Source organism: Haliea sp. (assembly GCF_040222615.1).
Classification (GTDB): Bacteria; Pseudomonadota; Gammaproteobacteria; order Pseudomonadales; family Halieaceae; genus Haliea.
Genome location: NZ_JAVKCQ010000171.1, coordinates 1 through 20359, shown reverse-complemented (window position 1 = coordinate 20359; position 20359 = coordinate 1). Strand labels below are relative to the sequence as shown.

The following is a 20359-nucleotide window of genomic DNA, read 5'->3' as shown; positions in this document are numbered from 1 at the left end:
TGATTTCCGTTTCGGCAATTCTCATGCTGGCGGTCAGTCTGCTGCTCTTTCGCCTGATGAAAAAAATGCGCCGCAAAGCACTCGCACTGGTGCTGGAGCGACGCTTCCGGGTGGTCGTCTGCGCGATACTGGTGTTTGCCGTGACCGGCGGATACTGGTACCTGAGGAATTACCTGCTGAGCGGGGATCCGGTACACCCGGTGGGTGGTCCCGTCTTCGGGTTCTGGCTGTGGGATGCCGGCGACCTGGCCAGTCAGTTCGACGACATCGGGAGGGCCGCCTTGTGGCGGCACTGGGTGTATTTGCCAGCGCTGCTGGCGGTATTTCTCTGGCGGCAGAGCTCGCCATTCCTGCGCGGGTTGGTAGTCTGCGCAGCCGCCTCCCTGCTGATCTGGTACGCGGGCTCTGCTTACTGGCGATACGCGGTGCCAATCTACCCCATGCTCGCCCTGCTGACGGCCTGGGTAGGGACCCAGCTGTGGCCGGTTACAGCCTCGGCGATACTCTGGAGGCGTCTGCCGAGGGGCGCGGGTGTTGCCTTGTTGCTGGTGCTGTTGCTGGCTTCGGGCCTGCAGTTGGCGAAGGAGCTGTCCAGGCTGCATCCCGACGGCGAGAGCAGGGCGCGGTATCTTGTCGCTGAGCACGCGGGCCATGCGCTGCTTGCCTCGCTCCCCGAGCTGCCCGGTCGAGTCCTCTACCAGCTGGGTTTTGAGGATCAAATATATTATCTTCCCAGCGCCACGATAGGCGACTGGTTCGGCCCGGCCCGCTATGCCGACGTCATGGCCTTGAGCGGGGATGCCCAGGCCCTGGCGCGGCACCTGGAGCAGCTCGGGGCAGACATGCTGTTGGTAAACCTGCGCCGCGCAGAGTTCCCCACGTTCGACGATAACCCGGGAATGGAGGAACATTTTCAGTTATTGGCGCGCAGCGATCAGGCCGCGCTTTACCTGCGGGTCGGCCCGCGGGAGCGCGGCCCGGTGTCAGTGCAGGGGGTGACTGGAAAATGAACAGGACGGTGGTGTGCGCTGGGTCCGCCAGTGGCGCCGAGAGGGAGGTACCGGGAATGAAATTGCGGTTGGCGGTTTTGATTCCATGCTACAACGAGGCGACGACCATCGGGCAGGTAGTGGGCGACTTCCGCCGGGCGCTGCCGGCGGCGCAAGTCTACGTTTACGACAACAACTCCGCGGATGAAACAGCGGCTGTTGCGGAACGGGAGGGCGCCGTGCTGCGGCGAGAGCTCATGCAGGGTAAAGGGCACGTGGTGTGCCGGATGTTCAGCGAGATCGAAGCGGATGTGTATGTGCTTGTGGATGGTGACGCAACCTATGACGCCAGTGTCGCCCCAGCCCTGGTGCGGCAGCTGCTGGCGGAACAGTTGGACATGTTGTGCGCCGCCCGGCGAGCCGATGCGCCCAGCGCTTACCGGCTGGGCCACAGAACCGGCAATCGGCTTCTGTCCGGCATGGTTTCCTGGATCTTTGGCAATCAGTTCAGTGACATGCTTACCGGCTACCGCGTGTTTTCGCGGCGTTTCGTAAAATCCTTTCCGGCCCTCAGCTCCGGCTTTGAAATAGAGACGCAGCTGACGATTCACGCGTTGGAAATGCGGATGCGGGTGGCGGAGGTGCTCACCGATTACTTCGAGCGTCCATCGGGCTCTACCAGCAAGCTGCGTACTTTCGGCGATGGCTGGAGGATTCTTCGCACCATCGCCTACCTGGTCAAGGACGAGCGTCCGCTCATGTTCTTCTCAAGCCTGTTCGCGGCACTGGCGAGCCTGTCCTTGCTGCTGGCCTTCCCTGTGTTGGTGGAGTTCCGTGAGACTGGCCTGGTACCCCGGTTCCCCACAGCAATCCTGGCCACAGGTACCATGCTGCTGGGTTTCCTGTGCCTGGCCTGTGGCATGATCCTGGACACGGTTTCCAAGGGCCGGCGCGAAGCCAGGCGGCTGCATTATCTGGCGACCCCCGCGCTGGATCCGGGCTCTGCTTTCGACCTCCCCGACAATCCGCCCCGATGACCGGCCTGCGCCGCCAGGCATGGTGTTTCGCCGGTATTGGCGCTGTCGGTTTCCTGGTCGACGCGGGAGTGTTGAGTTGGCTGGTCGCAAGCCAGGGCTGGGGTCTATACAGCGCGCGGGCAATATCGTTCGGTCTGGCGGTTACCGCGACCTGGTATCTCAATCGCCGCATCACGTTTGCAAGCCACGCAAGAGCGGGTCGCGGGCGCGAATACGGCCGTTACCTGTCGACACAGACGATAGGGGCGCTGATCAATCTCGGGGTCTATGTGAGTGTCATTGCCGCTGTGCCGACACTGGCTTCTTGCCCGGTCATCCCGTTGGCGCTGGGGTCCGCAACCGCGCTACTGTTCAACTTTGTCAGCGCCCGGCTGTGGGTGTTCAGTCACCGGGGTTGAATCGCCAAGAAAGCTGATCGTCACTACCGATGGTGCTTTTTATCCGTGTTCCGGTATCAGTATACTGTGGGCTTTCAGGCGTGGCATGCCGCGCAAACCGGCAGGGAACCAAACAATGAACGGTGCAGAAAGCCTGATAGCGACACTGGTCAACAACGGCGTCAGCATGTGTTTTACCAACCCGGGTACTTCGGAGATGCATTTCGTGGCGGCCCTGGACGAAGTCGAGGGAATGCGCTGTGTACTGTGCCTGTTTGAGGGCGTGGTCAGCGGCGCTGCTGATGGTTACGCGCGGATGGCGGGCGGGCCGGCCGCGACCCTCCTGCACCTCGGACCCGGCCTGGGCAATGCCCTGGCCAATATCCACAATGCCCGGAAAGGCCACGTGCCCATGGTCAATATTGTCGGTGACCACGCGACCTACCATCTGCAGTACGATTCGCCCCTGACCTCGGACATAGCCGGTATCGCAGGGCCGGTGTCGCACTGGGTGCGCGCCTCCACGGCCCCCGAAGCCATTGCCAGGGACGCCGCGGAGGCAGTGCGCCAGGCCGGAACAGGGCAGATTGCCACGCTGTTATTGCCGGCAGATGTATCCTGGGGTGACAACCCCGGTGGGGCCGAGGGCCCGGTGACCGTGTCCGGCCCGGCCCCGATTGCCGAAGATCGCCTGAGCCGGGCGCAGGAAATGCTGCGGTCCGGCAAGCGCACGGCCATCATGCTCGGCGGGCGGGAAATCAGCGGCGAGGTCACCCTGCTGGCCAGCCGTATCGGCGCTGCCACCGGGGCACGCGTCCTGACCGAGACATTCCCTTCCCGGGTGAGACGTGGCGCCGGCTCCGGCGTCGTGGAGCGCCTGCCCTACCTGGCGGAGCTCGCTATCGACAGCCTCAAGGACCTGGAACAGTTGATCCTGGTCGGGGCCGACAGTCCGGTGGCCTTCTTTGCCTACCCCGGGGTGGCCAGTGTGATCGCTCCCGGGGGCTGCGAGCAGCTGTTGCTGGCCGGGCCGGAAGACGATATCGAGATGGCGCTGGAGACCCTGCTGGAGTCTTTGGGCGCGGTGGACGCGGCGCCCTCGGTACATCCCTTGCAATTGCCTGACCTGCCCGCGGGAACACTGGACGCCAACGCGGTGGCGCTGGCCCTGGCTCACTTCCTGCCCGAGGATGCCATCGTCGTCGACGAGGGGATTACCGCGGGTCTGGCCTGCTTCCCGCTGACTGCCTGCGCCCAGCCCCACGACTGGTTGAACCAGACGGGCGGATCGATTGGCTGGGGCCTCCCGGCAGCCGTGGGTGCTGCGCTGGCCTGCCCGGAGCGCAAAGTGATCTGCCTGGAAGGTGACGGCAGCGCCATGTACACCATTCAGGCGCTGTGGACCATGGCGCGGGAGCACCTGGACGTCACGGTGGTGGTATTCAACAATCGCAAGTACAGCATTCTCGAGCTGGAGTTCCTGCGCACCGGGGCCCGGGGAGGCAAGCCCGGGCCCAAGGCCGCCAGTTCGCTGGATATCGGCAACCCGGATATGGACTTTGTCGCCATGGCCCGGGGCATGGGAGTGAGTGCCTGCTGTGCCACCACGGCGGAGGAGTTCAACCGCGAGCTGGAGAGCGCCCTGGCAAGCCCGGGGCCACACCTGATTGATGCCCGCGTTGCGCCGCTGGCCCTGGGGTGAGCTGACAGGGCCAGCGGGCGCTGGTGCCCCGGGTGCGCGGGGGAGGTGCCTGCGCTGGTTTCAGGGGGAGGCGAGCATACCCCAGTCGGATACCGGGTTCAGGGTCAGCCTGACGTTGTCGATCAGGCGGGTGGAGCCCAGGCGGGCAGCGGCGAGGATGGCAATTTCCTCGGTCTGTTCATTGACGGCACGCAGGGTACGCGCGTCGCGGATGGCGAAGTAATCCGGTTCGAAGCCCGCCTGCAGCAATTGCATACGGGCGTGTGATTCCAGTTGCAGGAAGTTGTCGAAACCGCAGGCTATGGCCTCGCGGCAACTCACCAGCGTATCGTGAATCAGGGGCGCCAGCCGGCGCTGCTCCGGTGACAGGTAGCCGTTGCGGGAGCTCTTTGCCAGGCCGTCGGTGTCGCGAGCCGTGGCGATACCCTCGATCTCGATGGGCATGCACAGGTCTTTGACCATTTTCCGAATGATGGACAACTGCTGGAAATCCTTTTCCCCAAACACGGCTACATCGGGTTGGACGATGTTGAACAGTTTGTTGACCACCGTGGTCACCCCGGTGAAGTGGCCGGGGCGGCTGCTGCCGCACAGGGTTTCCGACAGGTCGGGCACCTGGACCTGGGTCTGTAGCGCCATGCCCTCGGGGTACATTTCATGGACGTCGGGAAAGAACAGGTACTGCACGCCCTCGCTGAACAGTTTTTCCTTGTCTGCAACGAGTGTGCGGGGATAGGCATCCAGGTCTTCACTGGGGCCAAACTGCAGGGGGTTGACGAATATGCTGACCACCACGATGTCAGCGATATGCCGCGCCCGTCGCACAAGCTCCAGGTGCCCTTCGTGAAGATTGCCCATCGTCGGTACGAAGGCAATTCGCTGGCCCTGCTGGCGGCAGCCCCGGAGGGCTGACTGTAATGGTGCGATGCTGGTAAAAGTCCGCATATCTTCATGACCCCCGTAACACGGTAAGGGTGACGCAAGACCGGAGCAAACAGGTCGTTTGGTGCCGCAAATCGCTGCCGGAGCGGGAGCGGACCGGCAGTATGCCCCAAGCCAATGCCCCGGGCAATGGATGCAAAAGAAAAGTTAAGTGGGGTGTGTTACCCAAAGAAGCGCTTGGCAGGGCGGTAACAAAAAATAATAGTGAGCGCTTGCAAACCTGAGGCTAGGCTAGCTATAGGTGTGCTCATCCCGAGGATAGGTGCCGGATTTTACCGCTGTGACAAAGGCCTTGAGGGCGCCCTGGATGCTGTCGCTGCCCTGCATGAAATTCTGCACGAAACGGGCGCTGTGGCTGGACAGGCCGAGCATGTCATGCAGGACCAGGACCTGGGCATCGGTGCCCGGTCCCGCGCCGATACCGATTACCGGGATATCCAGTTTCTCGCTGATGTCCGTCGCCAGCGGCGCAGGTACACATTCCAGCACCAGCAGGCTGGCGCCGGCGTCCTGGATCTCCACCGCATCCGCAAGAATGGACTTGGCTTCCTTGGGAGTGCGCCCCTGTACCCGGAACCCGCCGATCGCGTTCACTGATTGCGGGGTCAGGCCCAGGTGGGCACAGACGGGAATGCCGCGCTCCACCAGCATGGAAATGGTATCCGACAGCCAGGTGCCGCCCTCGATCTTGACCATCTGCGCGCCTGCACGCATCAGGCGCGCGGCATTGTCCATGGCCACTTCCGGGGTTGCGTGACCCATGAAGGGCAGATCGGCAATCACCAGTGAGTCGGGGCCGCCGCGGCACACGCTCTCGGTGTGGTAGACCATGTGGTCCACGGTGACGGGAATAGTGCTGTCGTGGCCCTGCAGTACCATGCCGAGTGAGTCGCCGACGAGAATGGTCTCGGCGCCGGCTTCGGAGACAAGGCGGGCAAAGGTGGCGTCATACGCTGTAATGCAGACGAACTTCTCCCCCGCCGCCTTCATCTTGTCCAGGGTGCTGATGGTGATCTTGCCCATACGTCGCATTATCCAAAGAACGTGGGATTGAAGTAGTGGCGGCCGCTGCGAATATCCAGAAGATAATCGACCAGGTGCCGGTAGTCCTGCTCGTCATTGGCGAGGTCGATCTCGCTGGCGTTGACGATAAGTAAAGGGGCATCATCGTAATACAGAAAAAACTCACTGTACACTTCGTTCAGACGCTCGAGATAGTCCCGCTGGATGGCCTTTTCGTGGACGATACCGCGAACGTGGATACGGTCCAGAAGGACGTCGGTGGGTGCCTGCAGGTAGACTACGAGGTCCGGCCGCGGGGGTTCGATCAGCAATTGGCGGTAGACCTTCTGGTACAGCTGGAACTCATCGCTGTCCAGGTTGACCCGGGCGAACAGCGGGTCTTTTTCAATCAGAAAGTCCGCTACCCGCACCGGCGCGAAGATGTCGGTCTGGCGCAGATCCTCTATCTTTTGCGCCCTCTGGAACAGGAAAAACAGCTGGGTGGCCAGCGCCGCGTGGCGGCGGTTGCCGTAGAAGCGTTCCAGGAAGGGATTGTGGTCTGCATCCTCGAGCAGGGTGTCGTGGCCAAAGGTGGCCGCCAGGCGCCGGGCCAGGGTGGTCTTGCCCACGCCGATCGGGCCTTCCACGGCAATATAGGGTGGCGGGGTTCGGCCTTTCAGGTCAACGCCGGTCGGTGGCTTGTCTGTGTTCAAGGCCGGAGCTCCCGTCAGTGCTGCAGGTGGTAGTTGAGTGCCAGGCCGGTGTCAGCCAGTCCGTCGGTGGAGCAGCGGGACAGCAGCGCCGCCAGTGTGTCGCCGCCGGGAAGTACCCATTCCCGCGGACAGACTTCGGCGAGAGGATAAAGGACGAAATGGCGCTGCGCCATGGCCGGATGCGGGACCTGTAGCCTGGGTGAGCAGATCTGCTGGTCGCCGTACAGAAGGATGTCCAGATCCAGGGTGCGAGGCCCCCAGCGGATGTTGCGCTCTCTGCCGCGGGCCTGCTCGATAGCCTGCAGTCGATCCAGCAGGTCTTCTGCCGCCAGCGAGGTGTCGAGCGCCACGACCGCGTTGAGATAGTCCGGCTGCTCTCCCGGGCCGACCGCGGCACTGCGGAACACGGAAGAGCCGGCGATGATGCGTACCTCCGCCAGCGCCGCCAGGGCATCGGTGGCAGCCTGCAACTGCTGCGCCGGATTCTCGAGATTGCTGCCGAGCGCGATGTAGGCGACCGGCATCAGGAGGTGGCGGGGCGCCGCTTGCGCGGACGGCGCCGACGCGGTCGATTGCCTGCGCCATCGTCGGGCTCTTCGCTGTCAATCATGGGCAGGTTCTGGTTCTCGGGCAGGGTCTGGAACTCGGTCCAGAAAGCCCCCACATCCCCGGTCTCTTCCCCCGCCTGCTCGCGCAGCAAGAGGAAGTCGTAGGCGGCACGAAAACGGCGATTCTGCAGCAATTCCCGGGCCTTGCGGCTGTTGCCTCGCTGCAGGCGCAGCTGGAATTCCCAGATCTCGCGCATCGGCATGGTGAAGCGGCGCGGAATGGCGAGCGTCTGCACGGCGCTGGCGATGACCTGCTGGGCCGCATTGTGCATGGCCGTCATCGGCGGGTCGCCCCGGTCGCGCAGCTGGTCCGCCAGGCGGTCCACCACGGGCCACAGCAGGGCCGCCAGCAGGAACGCCGGAGTGATCGGTTTGTCGTCGCGAATCCGCTGGTCGGTGCTGCGCATGGCTGCCTCCACCAGCCCCCTGGACACGCTGTCCTGGCGTATTTCATAGTCGCTGTCGGGAAACAGGTAGCGCAGCAGGTCGTGTTCCAGCAGTTGCTCCAGGGTGCGCTCGGCATACCCGGAGGAGAACAGCTTGAGAAATTCATCAAACAGCCGCGCGGCAGGGATTTCCCGCAGCAGGTGGGCGCAGCGCGGGATGGCAGCGGCAGTTTCCGCCTCGACAGTAAACTCCAGCTTGGCCGCGAACCGCGCCACGCGCAGCATGCGAACCGGGTCCTCGCGAAAGCGGACTTCCGGATCCCCGATAATACAAACGCTGCGCCGGAGCATGTCTTGCATGCCGTGGACGTGGTCATAGACCGCGAAGTTGGCGGCGTCATAGTAAAGCGCGTTCACGGTGAGGTCACGCCGGACGGCGTCCTCTTCCAGCGTGCCGAACACGTTGTCGCGCAGCAACAGCCCCTGATCGGATTGATGCGACTGGGACTTGCCGCGGCTGGTATCGGGTTCGCTGTCATGGTGGCCGCGGAACGTCGTCACTTCTATGACTTCGCGTCCGAAGCGCACATGGACGATGCGAAAGCGTCGGCCAATGATGCGGGAACTGCGGAATATCGCGTGTACTTCCTCCGGTGTCGCATCTGTGGCGACATCGAAGTCCTTGGGATGGCCGCCCAGCAGCAGATCGCGCACGGCGCCGCCGACCAGATAGGCCTGGTGGCCGTTGCGACGCAGCTGCGCCATGACCTTCAGTGCGCCGTCACTGATGTTCTTGCGGGATATGCAGTGCTGATCCCTGGGTATCACCTTCAAACGATGGTTGCCTTGTGCGAGACGAAAAACAGGGCGGAGTTTAGCACAGTGGCTCGTTTCCGGTGTGTCGGGAGACATTCATAAAGTAAGTGACAGGGAAGACAGTGTCTTCCCCATCCAGGTCTCAGCTGTACGTTATTGTTATGCGGGCAATAATATTGTTTTTATGCTAGCCGTGGGGCCTGAAATTGAGGGGGAAGAATTCTTCCCCGTCCAGGTCCATAGTATCTCTGTTATTGTTATTGCGGCCTTGGTGTTATTTTTATTGTTGCTGCCGGGTTTAGTAATGCAGAGCCTGTGCCAGAAATAGATAAATTCTTAAAAATCATATAGTTAATAAAATCATGCTGGCTTTGAATACGCCTGAAAGCCGCTGGTTGTTACCCTTCTACTCCCCTTCGTGTTACAGCCGTCGAGGGTGGTAACGCTCAGGATGCGGTCTTGCGGCGCCGGCTGCTGCTGCCCGAGGCCTTCTTGCGGGGGATTTCGAAGCGCTGGCGTCGCTCCCACAGACACTTGCGGCTGATGCCCAGCTTTTGGGCCAGTTCGGTTTCGCTCATGGAGTCCTGGTGTTCCAGCACGAAGCGCTGGAAATAGTCCTCCAGAGACAAATCCTCGTTCGGGTCCGAGGTGATGCTGCGGGGTGTATAGGACGTGGGTGCCTGTATGCCCTGGCCGCGAATCCGGTTGATATTGACCAGTTCGAGATCTATACCCAGGGCTTCATTGTCGATCTCGCTACTTTCCGACAGCACCACCGCGCGCTCGATCGCATGCTCCAGTTCGCGCACATTGCCCGGCCACTGGTAGGTGGTAATCGCCTGGATGGCGCGGGGTGAAAGCTCCATCGCCCCCTTGCCCAGACGCTCGGCCTGCACCTGCAGCATTTTTTCCGCCAGATGCAGGATATCCTTGCCCCGCTCGCGCAGGGGAGGAAGCTCGAGACGCAGCACGTTTATCCGGTAGTAGAGATCCTGGCGGAACAGGCCCTCGGCCGAAAGAACGTGCAGGTTGCGGTGGGTGGCACAGATCAGGCGCACATTGACCTTGCGCGAGTGGACCGAGCCTATGCGGCGGATTTCCCCCTCCTGAATAAAGCGCAGCAGGCGCGCCTGAGCCTCCATTGGCAGTTCCCCGATCTCGTCCAGGAACAGGGTGCCACCATCGGCGGCCTCAATCAGGCCCATGCGGCTGGCGTTGGCGCCGGTGAACGCGCCTTTCTCATAGCCGAACAGCTCAGACTCGATCAGAGTGTCGGGAATGGCGGCGCAATTCACACAGATCAGGGTTTTGTCCGCGCGCTTGCTGTGCTGGTGCACGCTGCGGGCGACCAGTTCCTTGCCGGTTCCGGTTTCGCCGAGCACCAGCACCGTCGAATCGGTCGGAGACACTTTGCGGATATGTTCCGACAGCGTCACCATGGCCGGGCAATTGCCGATGATGCCGGTCACCCGGTTGTCGGCGCTGCTACTGCCCGCGCTCTCGCCCTTCCTGGCCGGGTGATCGGCGATGATCCGCTCCACCGCGGCCACCATGTCGCTGTGGTCAAACGGCTTCGCGATGTAGTCCACGGCCCCCATGCGCATGGAGTCAACTGCCGAGCGCAGGCTGGCATAGCTGGTCATGATCAGTACCGGGACATCGCCTGCTTTCTTGATCAGGTCGGTTCCCGGGGCTCCGGGCAGGCGCAAGTCGGAAATGATCAGGTCGAAATCGGTCAGGGAGTGCTTGGATTCCGCTTCCTGCACCGAGGCCGCCTCGGCAACCTGGTAGTCATGGCGTTCCAGCAGGCGCCGCAGGGCGGTCCGGATCACTGACTCGTCTTCCACCACCAGAATCTGTTGCATGCAGTGTTACCTCTTGGAAGAAGGGTTACCAACATACCCTTGTGAGAGTTTTTTTTCCACTCAGAACAGGGGGTTGTAACTGTCACCCGGGGTTACAGCCGAAAATCGCGGGGGTAATTGCTCACCGGCAGTTGCAGGATGACCCGCGTTCCCGGGTGTTCCGGCGGCCCCACCGGACTCTGGATCTGGACGCTGCCGCCAAGGTCTTCCATGATGCTGTACACCAGCGCCAGCCCCAGGCCGGTCCCTTTCCCCGGTTCCTTGGTGGTAAAGAAGGGCTCGAATACCTGCGTCTGCAGCTCCGCGGGGATGCCGGGGCCCTCGTCCTCGACTTCAATGGTGACCCTGCCTTCGCTGCTGCCGGCGCGTACCTGCACCCGGCCCCCCGGCTCGCTGGCATCGCGGGCATTGCCCAGCAAGTTGACGAAGACCTGCAGCAGGCGCTGGGCGTCGGCCAGCACCAGCTGCTCACGGTTGCAGTGGTTATCGAAATGCAGCGGCTTGGCCTGGTGGTCCAGCTGCAGCAAATGGACCGCCTCGTCGACACAGTCCGCCAGGTTGCAGGGCTCCAGGTGAGTATCCCCGGCCCCGGAGCCGACGTGGGAGAAATTCACCAGGGAATCGACGATACGGCTGACACGACCGGTCTGCTTCAGAATATCGCGCGCGGTCTCATGTACCTCGGAGGGATCCTCGACGTATTCCAGGTTCTGCGCCAGACAGGCGATACCGGTGATGGGATTGCCGATCTCGTGTGCGACGCCGGCCGCGAGGCGGCCAATGGAGGCCAGGCGCTCGCTGTGCAGGAGCTCCTGCTCCAGCCGCTCGTAGTCGGAGATATCTTCAATCAGCAGGATCTGGTCTCCATCCGGATCGCCGCCGGCACTGGCCTTGTGCAGGCTGATCCAGCGGGAGACGCCGTCGCCCAGGGCAACCTCCCGTTTCAGGATAGTATCGGCGTCCTCGCGCAGGAAGTTACCGATGATCTGGCGCCAGGGTGTCGGCAGGGAATCGAGCACAGAGCCCAGCACGGCGGAGGAGGGGATGCCGGTGATCCTGTGCATGCTGCGGTTCCACAGCAGCAGTTCACCGTCAGGGGCCAGAGAGCAGACCCCGATCGGCAGGTTGTCCAGGGTCTGCCGGTAGTGCCGGCGCAGGTTGTCCAGTTCCGCCGCCAGGCCGGTGAACTGGCCGCCGGCCTGGTCGAGTCGGCGCTCGATCAGGAAGATGTCCTCGGTGCTGCCACCGGGCTTGGCGGCAAAGGGAATGCAGCGGTTGACGATACTGAAGGCCACTGCCGGGCCCAGCAGCCCGGACAGATTGGCTTCAATCCGGGAGCGCAGCCGGCGCAGGGCGTAGGGGCGGATCTCGTCTTCATCAAACTGCAGCTCCTCCAGCGCCCGGGCGACCTCCGAGCGGGCAGTCGCCTCTCCCAGCGACGTGGCCAGGCGCTCGCTGAACTCCCTGGCGCTGTGTACGGTGAGGGTGCGACGGGAGGGACGGTTGAGCACGTCCATCGAGCAGATTTCCGCCGCCACCCGCTCCTCCTCAGTGGTGCTGGAAAGCAGCGATATCGACACGAAGAGGGCCAGGTTTACCCCCAGTGCCGCGAGGCTGGTCGCGGCCCAGATATGGTCCTGGTTGGAAAGCCATTGGGCCGCCAGGGTTGCCAGCCATTCGGGCTGGGGAAAACCCAGCGCCGGGAGCAAGAGCAGCAGGAACCAGGTCGCCAGTCCGCCGACCAGGCCGCTTATGAGGCCCTTGCGGTTGGCCGCTGCCCAGTAGGGCGTGGCGACGATGCCCGGGAGGAATTGCAGGGTACCGGTAAAGGCCACCAGCCCCAGCTGCGCCAGGCTCTGCTTGCCGTTGACTGCCATGAAGAAGCCGTAGCCCGCGAAGATGAGCAGCGTGATCAAGCTGCGCCGCAGCCACTTCAGCTGGTCGTAGAGGCTCTGGTCAGTGCGAATCTGCAGCAGCTGGCGGGGGAGAATGAGGTGATTCAGGCACATATTGGCCAGGGCCAGGGTCGCCACGATGATGGCGGTACTGGCGGCCGACAGCCCGGCGACAAAGGCCAGGGCGGCGAAGCCCGGGGATTGCAGGCCAATACCGATGGCCAGCCCGGTATAGCCCGCAGGCAGGTCGTGCCCCAGACGCATGCCGGCCCAGGCCAGTGGCAACACCGGCAACGCCAGCAGCAGCAGGTACAGGGGCAGCCCCCAGCTGGCGGCGCGCAGGTCCTGGGACTCCTTGTTCTCGGCGAAGGCCATGTGAAAGATGTGCGGCATGCAGACCGCGCCGGCAAAGAACACCAGCAGCAGCACCCGGGCCGCATCGCCCGCGACCGGTTGTTCGACCAGCGTGCGTGCCTCGGGGGTGGCCGCCAGCCAGCTATTGAGTCCCTCGAAACCACCGAAAATCTCGTTCACTGCGAGCCACATCATGGCCAGCATCGCCGCCAGCTTGACCAGGGACTCGAACGCCACCGCGGTCACCAGGCCGATATTGCGCCGCTCGGAGGTCAGGTTGCGGGTACCGAAAAGGATGGCAAAGACAATGATGATCACGCAGAACATCAGGGCCAGAGTGTCCTGGCGCTGCGCGGATGGCATCAGCCGGTCCGGGGCCCCGGCCAGGATATGGATGCTGTCCGCCACCGCCTGGATTTGCAGGGCGAGCAGCGGCATCAGGGTCAGGCACATGGCTACGGTGACTGCCGCGCCCACCCGATGGCTGCGGAAGCGGAAAGTCAGCACGTCTGCCAGCGAAGCGAGCTGGTATACCCGGCACAGGCGCAGCAGGGGCAACAGCAGCAGGGTGGCCATGAGAAACATCAGCACCACACCGACGTAGTACAGGAGGAAGCCATAGCCATAGCGATAGGCAAGTTCGAAGATGGCGTTGCTGGCCATGGCCCCGGCGATAACTGCCAGCGACAGCACATAGGTGGCGGGGTGGTGGGTGATGGCGCGGGGCAGAATGCCGCGCTCCGCCAGGTGCGCGACCAGAAACAGGACCAGCAGGTAGGCGACAATCGCCAGCAGGATTTCCGGCAGACTAAAGCTCATCCGGATACCTGCGGAACTGGTTCCACCAGGCCGCGACTATTGCGGCCAGCCACAGGACAAAAGGCCGGTACCAGCCCGAGTCCGGCGCCCACAGCCACTGTTCAATCGCAGGCATGAAAATAAAGGCCAGCCCCATGAGCAGGAGCAGGGCCCGGTTGATGTACATACTGGGTGCCCCCGGCCGCCGTGGCCATGGATACTACTGAAGGCCTGTCAGCGGGTAAAGCGCGTCATTGGTCCGCGGTTACGGCCGGCGCCCGCGGCAGGCCGAGTGGAGACCAGTGCGCCACGGCGAAGTCCACCAGGGCCCGGGCGCTGTCCGCGGCCGCGGGCGGCATCGGCTGCCCCAGGTAGTGCAGGGCCAGGCGCAGGTTTGACGGCGCGGCGGCGTCATCCAGCGCCGGTGCCAGGGTCTGCTTGCTGAGTTTCCTGCCCTGGTCATCGGTCAATACCGGAATGTGGGCATAGCGCGGCTGCGGGTAGCCCAGCAGTTGTTGCAGGAGGTGCTGGCGCGGTGTGGAATCCAGCAGGTCGGCGCCACGCACGATATCGGTTATTCCCTGGTAGGCATCATCCACCACTACCGCGAGCTGGTAGGCATACAGCCCGTCCTTCCTGCGCACGATGAAATCCGTCAGCTCCCGACCCAGGGCGCAGTACTGCGGGCCCTGCCAGGGATCCTCCCAGCGGCTGACAAAATCGGCGGGCACGGCGACGCGCAGCGCGCTGGGGCGTCCGGTCGGCGCCCGCCGGGCGCGGCAGTTCTGCTGGCAGGCTCCGTTGGCACCAAGCTCGCGCCGGCTGCAGGTACAGGCGAACAAGTGGTGGTCGGCGTCCAGCGCATCCAGCGCGGCGTCGTAGGCGGCGCTGCGTTGGCTCTGCCAGAGGATGTCGCCGTCCCAGCGCAGTCCGTGCTGCACCAGACTGTGGAGGATGGCGGCAGTGGCGCCTGTCCGCTCCCGGGGAGGGTCGATGTCTTCAATGCGCAGCAGCCAGTCGCCGCCGGCGCTGCGGGCGTGGAGCAGGCTGGCGAGCGCGGCTATCAGTGATCCCAGGTGGAGTGGGCCGGTGGGAGATGGCGCGAAGCGCCCGCGATAACCGGCCGGTGGCGTGGGGATCATCGGCGGTGGCGGACCGTTTGCCGGTCCGCCGCCGGAAGGTCAGCCCTTTTCCTGTTTTTCCTTGATTTCATCAAGGGTCTTGCAATCGATACACAGGGTGGCCGTAGGGCGTGCTTCCAGGCGCTTGATGCCGATTTCCACCCCGCAGGCATCGCAGAAACCGTAATCGTCCTGGTTGATGCGCTCGATGGTGACATCGATTTTCTTGATCAGCTTGCGCTCGCGATCGCGGGTGCGGAGCTCCAGGCTGAACTCTTCCTCCTGGGTGGCGCGATCGGCGGGATCGGGAAAGTTGGCGGCCTCGTCTTTCATGTGGGTGACGGTCCGGTCCACTTCCTGCATCAACTCCGACTTCCAGTTCCGCAGGATCTGGCGGAAATGCTCCCGCTGGCCTTCGCTCATGTACTCTTCGCCACGCTTGGGCTTGTACGGCTCGAAGTTCTTGAATTCGGAAGTGGAAACCGGGGTGGTCGCGCGGCCGGGTTTGGCTGGCGCGTTGATTTCTGCTGCTTTTGGCATGACTGTAGCCCCATACGGATAGGGTGATACGAAAAAACCCACCAAAGTGAGTGCGCGAGGCCTGGGGCCCGGCGGCTGAGCGCGGAGAAACTACCAGATATCCCCCGGCTTCGCCACAAAATTCGGCGCTTGTTCCGGGTGCCGTTTGTTGCCGTTGCGGGGCGCTAACAAGCGTCGCCCGGCGTTGCTAGAATGGCGCTCACTGTAGATAGCCGGGGATAGTCATGGAACACACACAGGGCAGCCTGCGCCTTGCCGACAGGGTCGCTGATATTGAGCCCTTCCGGGTCGTCGAGGTCCTGAACCGGGCCACGGAACTGGCGGCGGCCGGTCGCGACATCGTTCACCTGGCGGCGGGAGCGCCCGACTTCAGCACCGCTGCGCCAATTGTGGAAGCCGGGCGCAGGGCGCTGGCGGAGGGCCATACCCACTACTCCCAGGCCGCGGGCCTGCCGGCCCTGCGGGAGGCCCTGTCGCAGCACTATGCGACAGAGTACGGGCTGGATATCGCCCCCGCGCGCATCTTCGTAACCCCGGGGGCATCCGGCGCCCTGCTGTTGCTGAGCGCGCTGCTGCTGAACCCCGGAGACGGCATGCTGCTGACGGATCCCGGCTATCCCTGCAACCGCCATTTCATGCGCCTGGTCGAGGGTCGCGGCCAGCTGGTGCCGGTGGATGCCAGCACCCGCTTCCAGCTTACCGGTGCGCTGGTTGCGTCCCACTGGCGGGCGAATACGGTGGGTGCGATGGTGGCTTCGCCAGCCAATCCCACGGGCACGTCGCTGAGCCCGGAGGAACTGGCAGCGCTGGCCGCTGCAGTGCGTGCCCGGGGCGGTCATCTTATCGTCGACGAGATATACCACGGCCTGGGCTACGACGCTCCCACCCGCTCGGTGCTGGAGGTGGACCCGCAGGCTTTCGTGGTCAACAGCTTCTCCAAGTACTTCGGCATGACCGGCTGGCGGCTGGGTTGGCTGGTCGCGCCTGAAGAGGCAGCCCCGGGACTGGAAAAGCTGGCGCAGAACCTGTTCATCTCCATGTCCACGATGGCCCAGCACGCGGCCCTGGCCTGTTTCGAGCCGGCCACCCGCGAAATCCTCGACCAGCGCCGCGACATTTTCCGCCAGCGTCGGGACTTCCTGTTGCCGGCACTGGAGAGCATCGGCCTTACTATCCCCTGCCGGCCGGACGGCGCCTTCTATATCTACGCGGACGCCGCCCGTTTCACCGACGACAGCGAGGCGTTCTGCTGGCGGCTGCTGGAGGAGCACGGTGTGGCGCTCACCCCCGGTATCGACTTCGGTCACGTGCGCGCCAATGAGCATATCCGCTTTTCCTACGCCACCAGCATGGAGCGGCTGGAGGAGGCGGTGACGCGACTGGCCGGGGTCCTGGCCTGATGCGCTTCGGGCCGCTGCTTGAAGGCCGCCTGCTGCGCCGCTACAAACGCTTCCTGGCAGATGTGGAATTGCCCGGCGGCGAGGTACTCACTGCCCACTGTCCCAACACGGGCGCCATGACCGGCTGTGTGGAGGAGGGCGCGCCCGTCTGGCTGTCGCGCGCGGATGATCCGAAGCGTAAATACCCCCATACCTGGGAACTGGTGGCGACCTCCCGTGGCATGGCCTGCATTCACTCCGCGCTGGCCAACCGGGTGGTGGGCGAGGCCTTCGAGGCGGGGCGCATTCCGGGCTTCAGTGCCTGCCCGGACATCCGCCGCGAGGTGAAGTACGGCAGCAACAGTCGCGCCGACCTGCTGTTGAGCGGGCCTGCGGGCCGCGTATTTGTCGAGGTGAAATCGGTGACCCTGTGTCGCGAGGACGGACAGGGTCTGTTCCCGGACGCGGTCAGTGAGCGCGGGCGCAAGCACTTGCAGGAATTGCAGGGGGTGCTGGAGGCGGGAACCCGCAGCGTGCTGTTTTTCTGCGTGCTTCACGCCGGCATCAAACGGGTGAGCGCGGCCGGGGATATCGACCCGGCCTACCGGGAAGCCCTGGCCGCGGCGCAGGCCGCCGGGGTCGAGGTGCTGGCCTGGGGCTCCTCTGTGTCACCGCAGGGGCTGGCGCTGGAGCAGGCCCTGCCATTCAGTCTGGATCCACTGTGACCGGGGGGGTGCCGTGCTGACGACAGAACAGCTCACCGGCCGTGACGAGCGCCATCTGGTAGCGCTTGCCCGGGGGCATCGACTGCAGCCCCTGGCAGCGGCGGCGTTTGCCCGGCTGCGGGGGGATGCCCGGGAGGCGGGCTTCGATCTGGCGATTGCCAGCAGCTACCGTTCCTTTGAACGCCAGCGCCTGATCTGGAACGGCAAGGCGGGGGGCGAACGCCCGGTCCACGATGATGTCGGCAATGCCGTTGCCATTCTCGCTCTGCCTGCTGCCGAGCGGATTCGGGCTATCCTGCGCTTTTCCGCGCTACCCGGAACCTCCCGCCACCACTGGGGCACGGACCTGGACGTCTACGATGCGGCCGCGGTACCCGACGATTACGTGCTGCAGCTGAGCCCGCAGGAGGTGGCCCCCGGCGGGGTGTTCGACCGGCTGCATCGCTGGCTGGATGCACAGATGGCCGCGGGGACATCCCACGGTTTTTACCGGCCCTATGGTGTTGACCGCGGCGGGGTGGCCCCCGAGCGCTGGCACCTGAGCTACGCCCCACTGGCGGCCGGCTGTGGTGGACGGGTGACGGCGGCGCTGTTGCGGGATTGCTGGGATTGCGAGCGGGAGCCGCTGTTGTTGCGGTCGGAACTGGAGGCCCGGCTGCCGGAGTTGCTGGAGCGTTATGTGGAGGTGCCGGCGGACTGGTGCCCGTCCCCGTTCGTGGATGGGGATGCCGGCGGCAGCTAGGAGAGGGTGATGGCGGGCAGGGCGTGGCCAGGGGCCGGCCCCGCCGCTCGGGGTCTAGCGTTCGATCATTGAAGTCTCGTCGAAGTTGCGCACGGCCTCGACGATGGCGTGGCGCGCCTCGTCCGCGGTGCCCCAGCCGTCGATCTTCACCCACTTGCCCTGTTCCAGATCCTTGTAGTGTTCAAAGAAGTGCTGGATCTGCTGGATCAGCAGCGGCGGCAGATCGGTGGCTTCCTTGATGTCCTTGTAGGCCTTGCTCAGCTTGTCCGTGGGCACCGCGATCAGCTTGGCGTCGCCGCCGCCCTCATCGGACATGTGCAGGATGCCGACCGGGCGGCAGGGAATGACACAGCCGCTGATCACCGTGTGCGGCGTATGCACCAGCACATCCAGCGGGTCGCCGTCGTCGGCCAGCGTGTTGGGGATATAGCCGTAGTTGCAGGGGTAGAACATCGCCGCGGTCATGAAGCGGTCGACGGTGATGGCGCCGCTGACGTGATCCACTTCGTACTTGACCGGATCAGAGTGGGCCGGTACTTCGATAATGACATTGATTTCGTCGGGAATGTTCTTCCCGGCAGGCACAAGGTTCAGGCTCATGGGAGTTCCTGTGATAAAGGGTTGCTGTTTGGGGGTGCGGAGTATAGCAGGCTCTGCTCAAACCTTGAACGCTGTCTTCAGCTTGCGCGGCACGGCCACCAGCTTGAGCCGGGTGTAGATCGGCAGGCCCCTGCGGTAGTTCGGATAGGCTTCCCCGGCGATCAGCGGTGCGAGATAGTCGCGGGCCTTTTCGGTGATGGCGAAGCCGTCCCGGGAGATGAAGTCCCGGGGCATTTTCCGCTCCCGGTTGGCCACGTCCTGCAGCGGCGCCTCGCCGATGTGCCAGCTGTAGCGTTTGCCCTTGCCGCGCTGGATCGCAGGCATGACCGCGTTCTTGCCCTGCAGGGCGAATTCCACGGCGGCCTTGCCGACAGCGTAGGCCTGATCGACATCGGTCTGGGAGGCAATGTGGCGTGCGGAGCGCTGCAGATAGTCCGCTACCGCCCAGTGATACTTGTAGCCCAGTTCACTTTTGATCATGTCCGCCAGCGTCGGGGCCAGCCCGCCCAGCTGGCTGTGACCAAAGGCGTCGGTGAGGCCGGACTCGGCGAGGAAGCGCCCGTCGGCGTCCTGGGTGCCCTCCGAGGCGACAATGACGCAGTGGCCGAAGCGCTTGACCGTGCGCTGGACCCTGGCCAGGAATCGTTTGCGGTCAAATGCCACTTCCGGAAACAGGATGATGTGGGGGGCATCGCCTTCTTCCTCTGCGGCCAGACCGGACGCCGCGGCGATCCAGCCCGCATGGCGGCCCATGACCTCGAGGATGAACACCTTGGTCGAGGTCTCGCACATGGAGGCCACGTCCAGCGCGGCCTCGCGGGTCGAAATCGCAACATACTTGGCGACCGAGCCGAAGCCCGGGCAGGTGTCGGTCAGGGGCAGGTCGATGTCGATGGTCTTGGGAATGTGGATGGCTTGCAGGGGGTAGCCCATGGCCGCGCTGAGCTGGGACACCTTGAGGCAGGTGTCGGCAGAGTCGCCGCCGCCGTTATAGAAGAAGTAGCCGATATTGTGCGCCCTGAACACCTCGATCAGGCGCTCGTACTCGGCCCGGTTCTCCTCCAGGCTTTTCAGCTTGTGGCGGCAGGACCCGAATGCGCCCGCAGGCGTGCTGAGCAGGCCGTGGATTGCCGCCTTGCTCTCCTTGCTGGTGTCGATCAGGTCTTCGCGCAGGGCGCCAATGATGCCGTTGCGACCCGCATAGACCTTGCCTATCTTGCCGCGGTGGGCGCGGGCGGTTTCGATGAGGCCGCAGGCGGAGGCGTTGATGACAGCGGTGACACCACCGGACTGGGCGTAAAAGGCATTCTTGGCTGGCATAGAAGATCCGTGTCAGGCCTGCGCCCGGCGGGTCGGGCGCAGTAGAAATTTATTGGCAGGGGATGATACGGCAAAGTCCCCGGCTTGTAGACCGCGATGGGCAGTATTACCGCCCATTACTGCGTGCTGCCGGGCCCGCATGCTAAACTCGCCGCCTTCGTCTCAGGGAGCGGACCTTGAAAGGCCACATACATATCCTCGGTATTTGCGGTACCTTCATGGGCGGTATTGCCCTGCTGGCGCGCGAGCTCGGTTACCGGGTGACAGGTTCCGATGCCAACGTCTACCCGCCCATGAGCACCCAGCTGCAGGCGGCCGGGATAACCCTGGCCGAAGGTTATGCCGCAGGGCAGCTGCAGCCGGCGCCGGATATGGTGGTCGTCGGCAATGCCATGACCCGCGGCAATCCGGCAGTGGAGTACATGCTCAACGCGGGCCTCGCCTATAC

At 64.0% G+C, this 20359-nt stretch carries 20 protein-coding genes; 8 read left to right on the top strand and 12 right to left on the bottom strand.

What is annotated here, in order from left to right:
- The 4 genes from RJQ10_RS14315 to RJQ10_RS14300 form a co-directional block, all read left to right on the top strand.
- The coding region (locus tag RJQ10_RS14315; RefSeq protein WP_350147764.1) for a hypothetical protein at window positions 1–1010 on the top strand (1010 nt) is incomplete at its 5' end.
- A gap of 56 nt (window positions 1011–1066) precedes the next feature.
- On the top strand, window positions 1067–2026 hold the full coding sequence (locus RJQ10_RS14310) for a glycosyltransferase family 2 protein (protein WP_350147762.1): 960 nt from the start codon (window positions 1067–1069) through the stop codon (window positions 2024–2026).
- Entirely contained in the window at window positions 2023–2424 is a 402-nt protein-coding gene (locus tag RJQ10_RS14305; RefSeq protein ID WP_350147760.1) for a GtrA family protein, read from the top strand. Before RJQ10_RS14310 ends, RJQ10_RS14305 begins: the two co-directional genes overlap by 4 nt.
- A gap of 115 nt (window positions 2425–2539) precedes the next feature.
- Window positions 2540–4105 (top strand): acetolactate synthase large subunit, encoded by a 1566-nt coding sequence (locus RJQ10_RS14300; RefSeq protein WP_350147758.1) that lies wholly within the window; start codon window positions 2540–2542, stop codon window positions 4103–4105.
- 60 nt (window positions 4106–4165) lie between these two features.
- On the opposite strand, the gene panC is transcribed toward RJQ10_RS14300, so the two are convergent.
- The 10 genes from panC to dksA all read right to left on the bottom strand — a co-directional run bounded on the left by panC (window position 4166) and on the right by dksA (window position 15145).
- The gene (gene panC / locus RJQ10_RS14295) at window positions 4166–5050 is read right to left on the bottom strand and encodes a pantoate--beta-alanine ligase (RefSeq protein WP_350147756.1); all 885 of its coding nucleotides are present in this window, start codon (window positions 5048–5050) and stop codon (window positions 4166–4168) included.
- Window positions 5051–5278: 228 nt separating this feature from the next.
- Complete coding sequence (gene panB / locus RJQ10_RS14290) at window positions 5279–6070, bottom strand: 3-methyl-2-oxobutanoate hydroxymethyltransferase (protein WP_350147754.1); 792 nt, start codon at window positions 6068–6070, stop codon at window positions 5279–5281.
- An 8-nt stretch (window positions 6071–6078) separates the two neighbouring features.
- Window positions 6079–6762 carry a deoxynucleoside kinase gene (locus tag RJQ10_RS14285; protein WP_350147752.1) on the bottom strand — a complete coding sequence of 228 codons (684 nt, stop codon included), beginning with the start codon at window positions 6760–6762 and terminating at the stop codon, window positions 6079–6081.
- A gap of 14 nt (window positions 6763–6776) precedes the next feature.
- Window positions 6777–7286, bottom strand: coding sequence for a 2-amino-4-hydroxy-6-hydroxymethyldihydropteridine diphosphokinase (folK, locus tag RJQ10_RS14280; RefSeq protein WP_350147750.1), 510 nt, complete (start codon window positions 7284–7286; stop codon window positions 6777–6779).
- Complete coding sequence (pcnB, locus tag RJQ10_RS14275; RefSeq protein ID WP_350147768.1) at window positions 7286–8584, bottom strand: polynucleotide adenylyltransferase PcnB; 1299 nt, start codon at window positions 8582–8584, stop codon at window positions 7286–7288. The genes folK and pcnB overlap by 1 nt, the downstream gene beginning before the upstream one ends.
- Window positions 8585–9018: 434 nt before the next feature.
- Window positions 9019–10437, bottom strand: a complete 1419-nt coding sequence (locus RJQ10_RS14270; protein ID WP_350147748.1) for a sigma-54-dependent transcriptional regulator — start codon at window positions 10435–10437, stop codon at window positions 9019–9021.
- Window positions 10438–10529: 92 nt separating this feature from the next.
- A complete protein-coding gene (locus tag RJQ10_RS14265) occupies window positions 10530–13505 on the bottom strand; it encodes an ATP-binding protein (RefSeq protein WP_350147746.1) in 2976 nt (991 codons plus the stop codon).
- On the bottom strand, window positions 13495–13671 hold the full coding sequence (locus tag RJQ10_RS14260) for a hypothetical protein (RefSeq protein ID WP_350147745.1): 177 nt from the start codon (window positions 13669–13671) through the stop codon (window positions 13495–13497). The genes RJQ10_RS14265 and RJQ10_RS14260 overlap by 11 nt, the downstream gene beginning before the upstream one ends.
- Window positions 13672–13735: 64 nt before the next feature.
- A complete protein-coding gene (gene gluQRS, locus RJQ10_RS14255; protein ID WP_350147743.1) occupies window positions 13736–14626 on the bottom strand; it encodes a tRNA glutamyl-Q(34) synthetase GluQRS in 891 nt (296 codons plus the stop codon).
- Window positions 14627–14665: 39 nt separating this feature from the next.
- Window positions 14666–15145, bottom strand: coding sequence for an RNA polymerase-binding protein DksA (gene dksA, locus RJQ10_RS14250; protein WP_350147741.1), 480 nt, complete (start codon window positions 15143–15145; stop codon window positions 14666–14668).
- 224 nt (window positions 15146–15369) lie between these two features.
- Here dksA and RJQ10_RS14245 point away from each other — a divergent pair, with 224 nt between their 5' ends.
- The 3 genes from RJQ10_RS14245 to RJQ10_RS14235 are packed head-to-tail and all read left to right on the top strand — an operon-like array spanning window position 15370 to window position 17991.
- Window positions 15370–16545 carry a pyridoxal phosphate-dependent aminotransferase gene (locus RJQ10_RS14245; protein ID WP_350147739.1) on the top strand — a complete coding sequence of 392 codons (1176 nt, stop codon included), beginning with the start codon at window positions 15370–15372 and terminating at the stop codon, window positions 16543–16545.
- Entirely contained in the window at window positions 16545–17249 is a 705-nt protein-coding gene (gene sfsA, locus RJQ10_RS14240) for a DNA/RNA nuclease SfsA (protein WP_350147737.1), read from the top strand. Before RJQ10_RS14245 ends, sfsA begins: the two co-directional genes overlap by 1 nt.
- Window positions 17250–17262: 13 nt before the next feature.
- The gene (locus RJQ10_RS14235; RefSeq protein ID WP_350147735.1) at window positions 17263–17991 is read left to right on the top strand and encodes a M15 family metallopeptidase; all 729 of its coding nucleotides are present in this window, start codon (window positions 17263–17265) and stop codon (window positions 17989–17991) included.
- Window positions 17992–18045: 54 nt separating this feature from the next.
- Here RJQ10_RS14235 and ppa read toward each other — a convergent pair whose 3' ends face one another.
- Window positions 18046–18591: an inorganic diphosphatase gene (gene ppa / locus RJQ10_RS14230; RefSeq protein ID WP_350147733.1), complete on the bottom strand. Its 546-nt coding sequence runs from the start codon at window positions 18589–18591 to the stop codon at window positions 18046–18048.
- Window positions 18592–18648: 57 nt separating this feature from the next.
- Entirely contained in the window at window positions 18649–19911 is a 1263-nt protein-coding gene (locus tag RJQ10_RS14225) for a 6-phosphofructokinase (protein WP_350147731.1), read from the bottom strand.
- Between the two features lie 176 nt (window positions 19912–20087).
- Here RJQ10_RS14225 and RJQ10_RS14220 point away from each other — a divergent pair.
- On the top strand, window positions 20088–20359 hold a 272-nt coding region (locus tag RJQ10_RS14220), incomplete at its 3' end, for a Mur ligase domain-containing protein (RefSeq protein ID WP_502880244.1).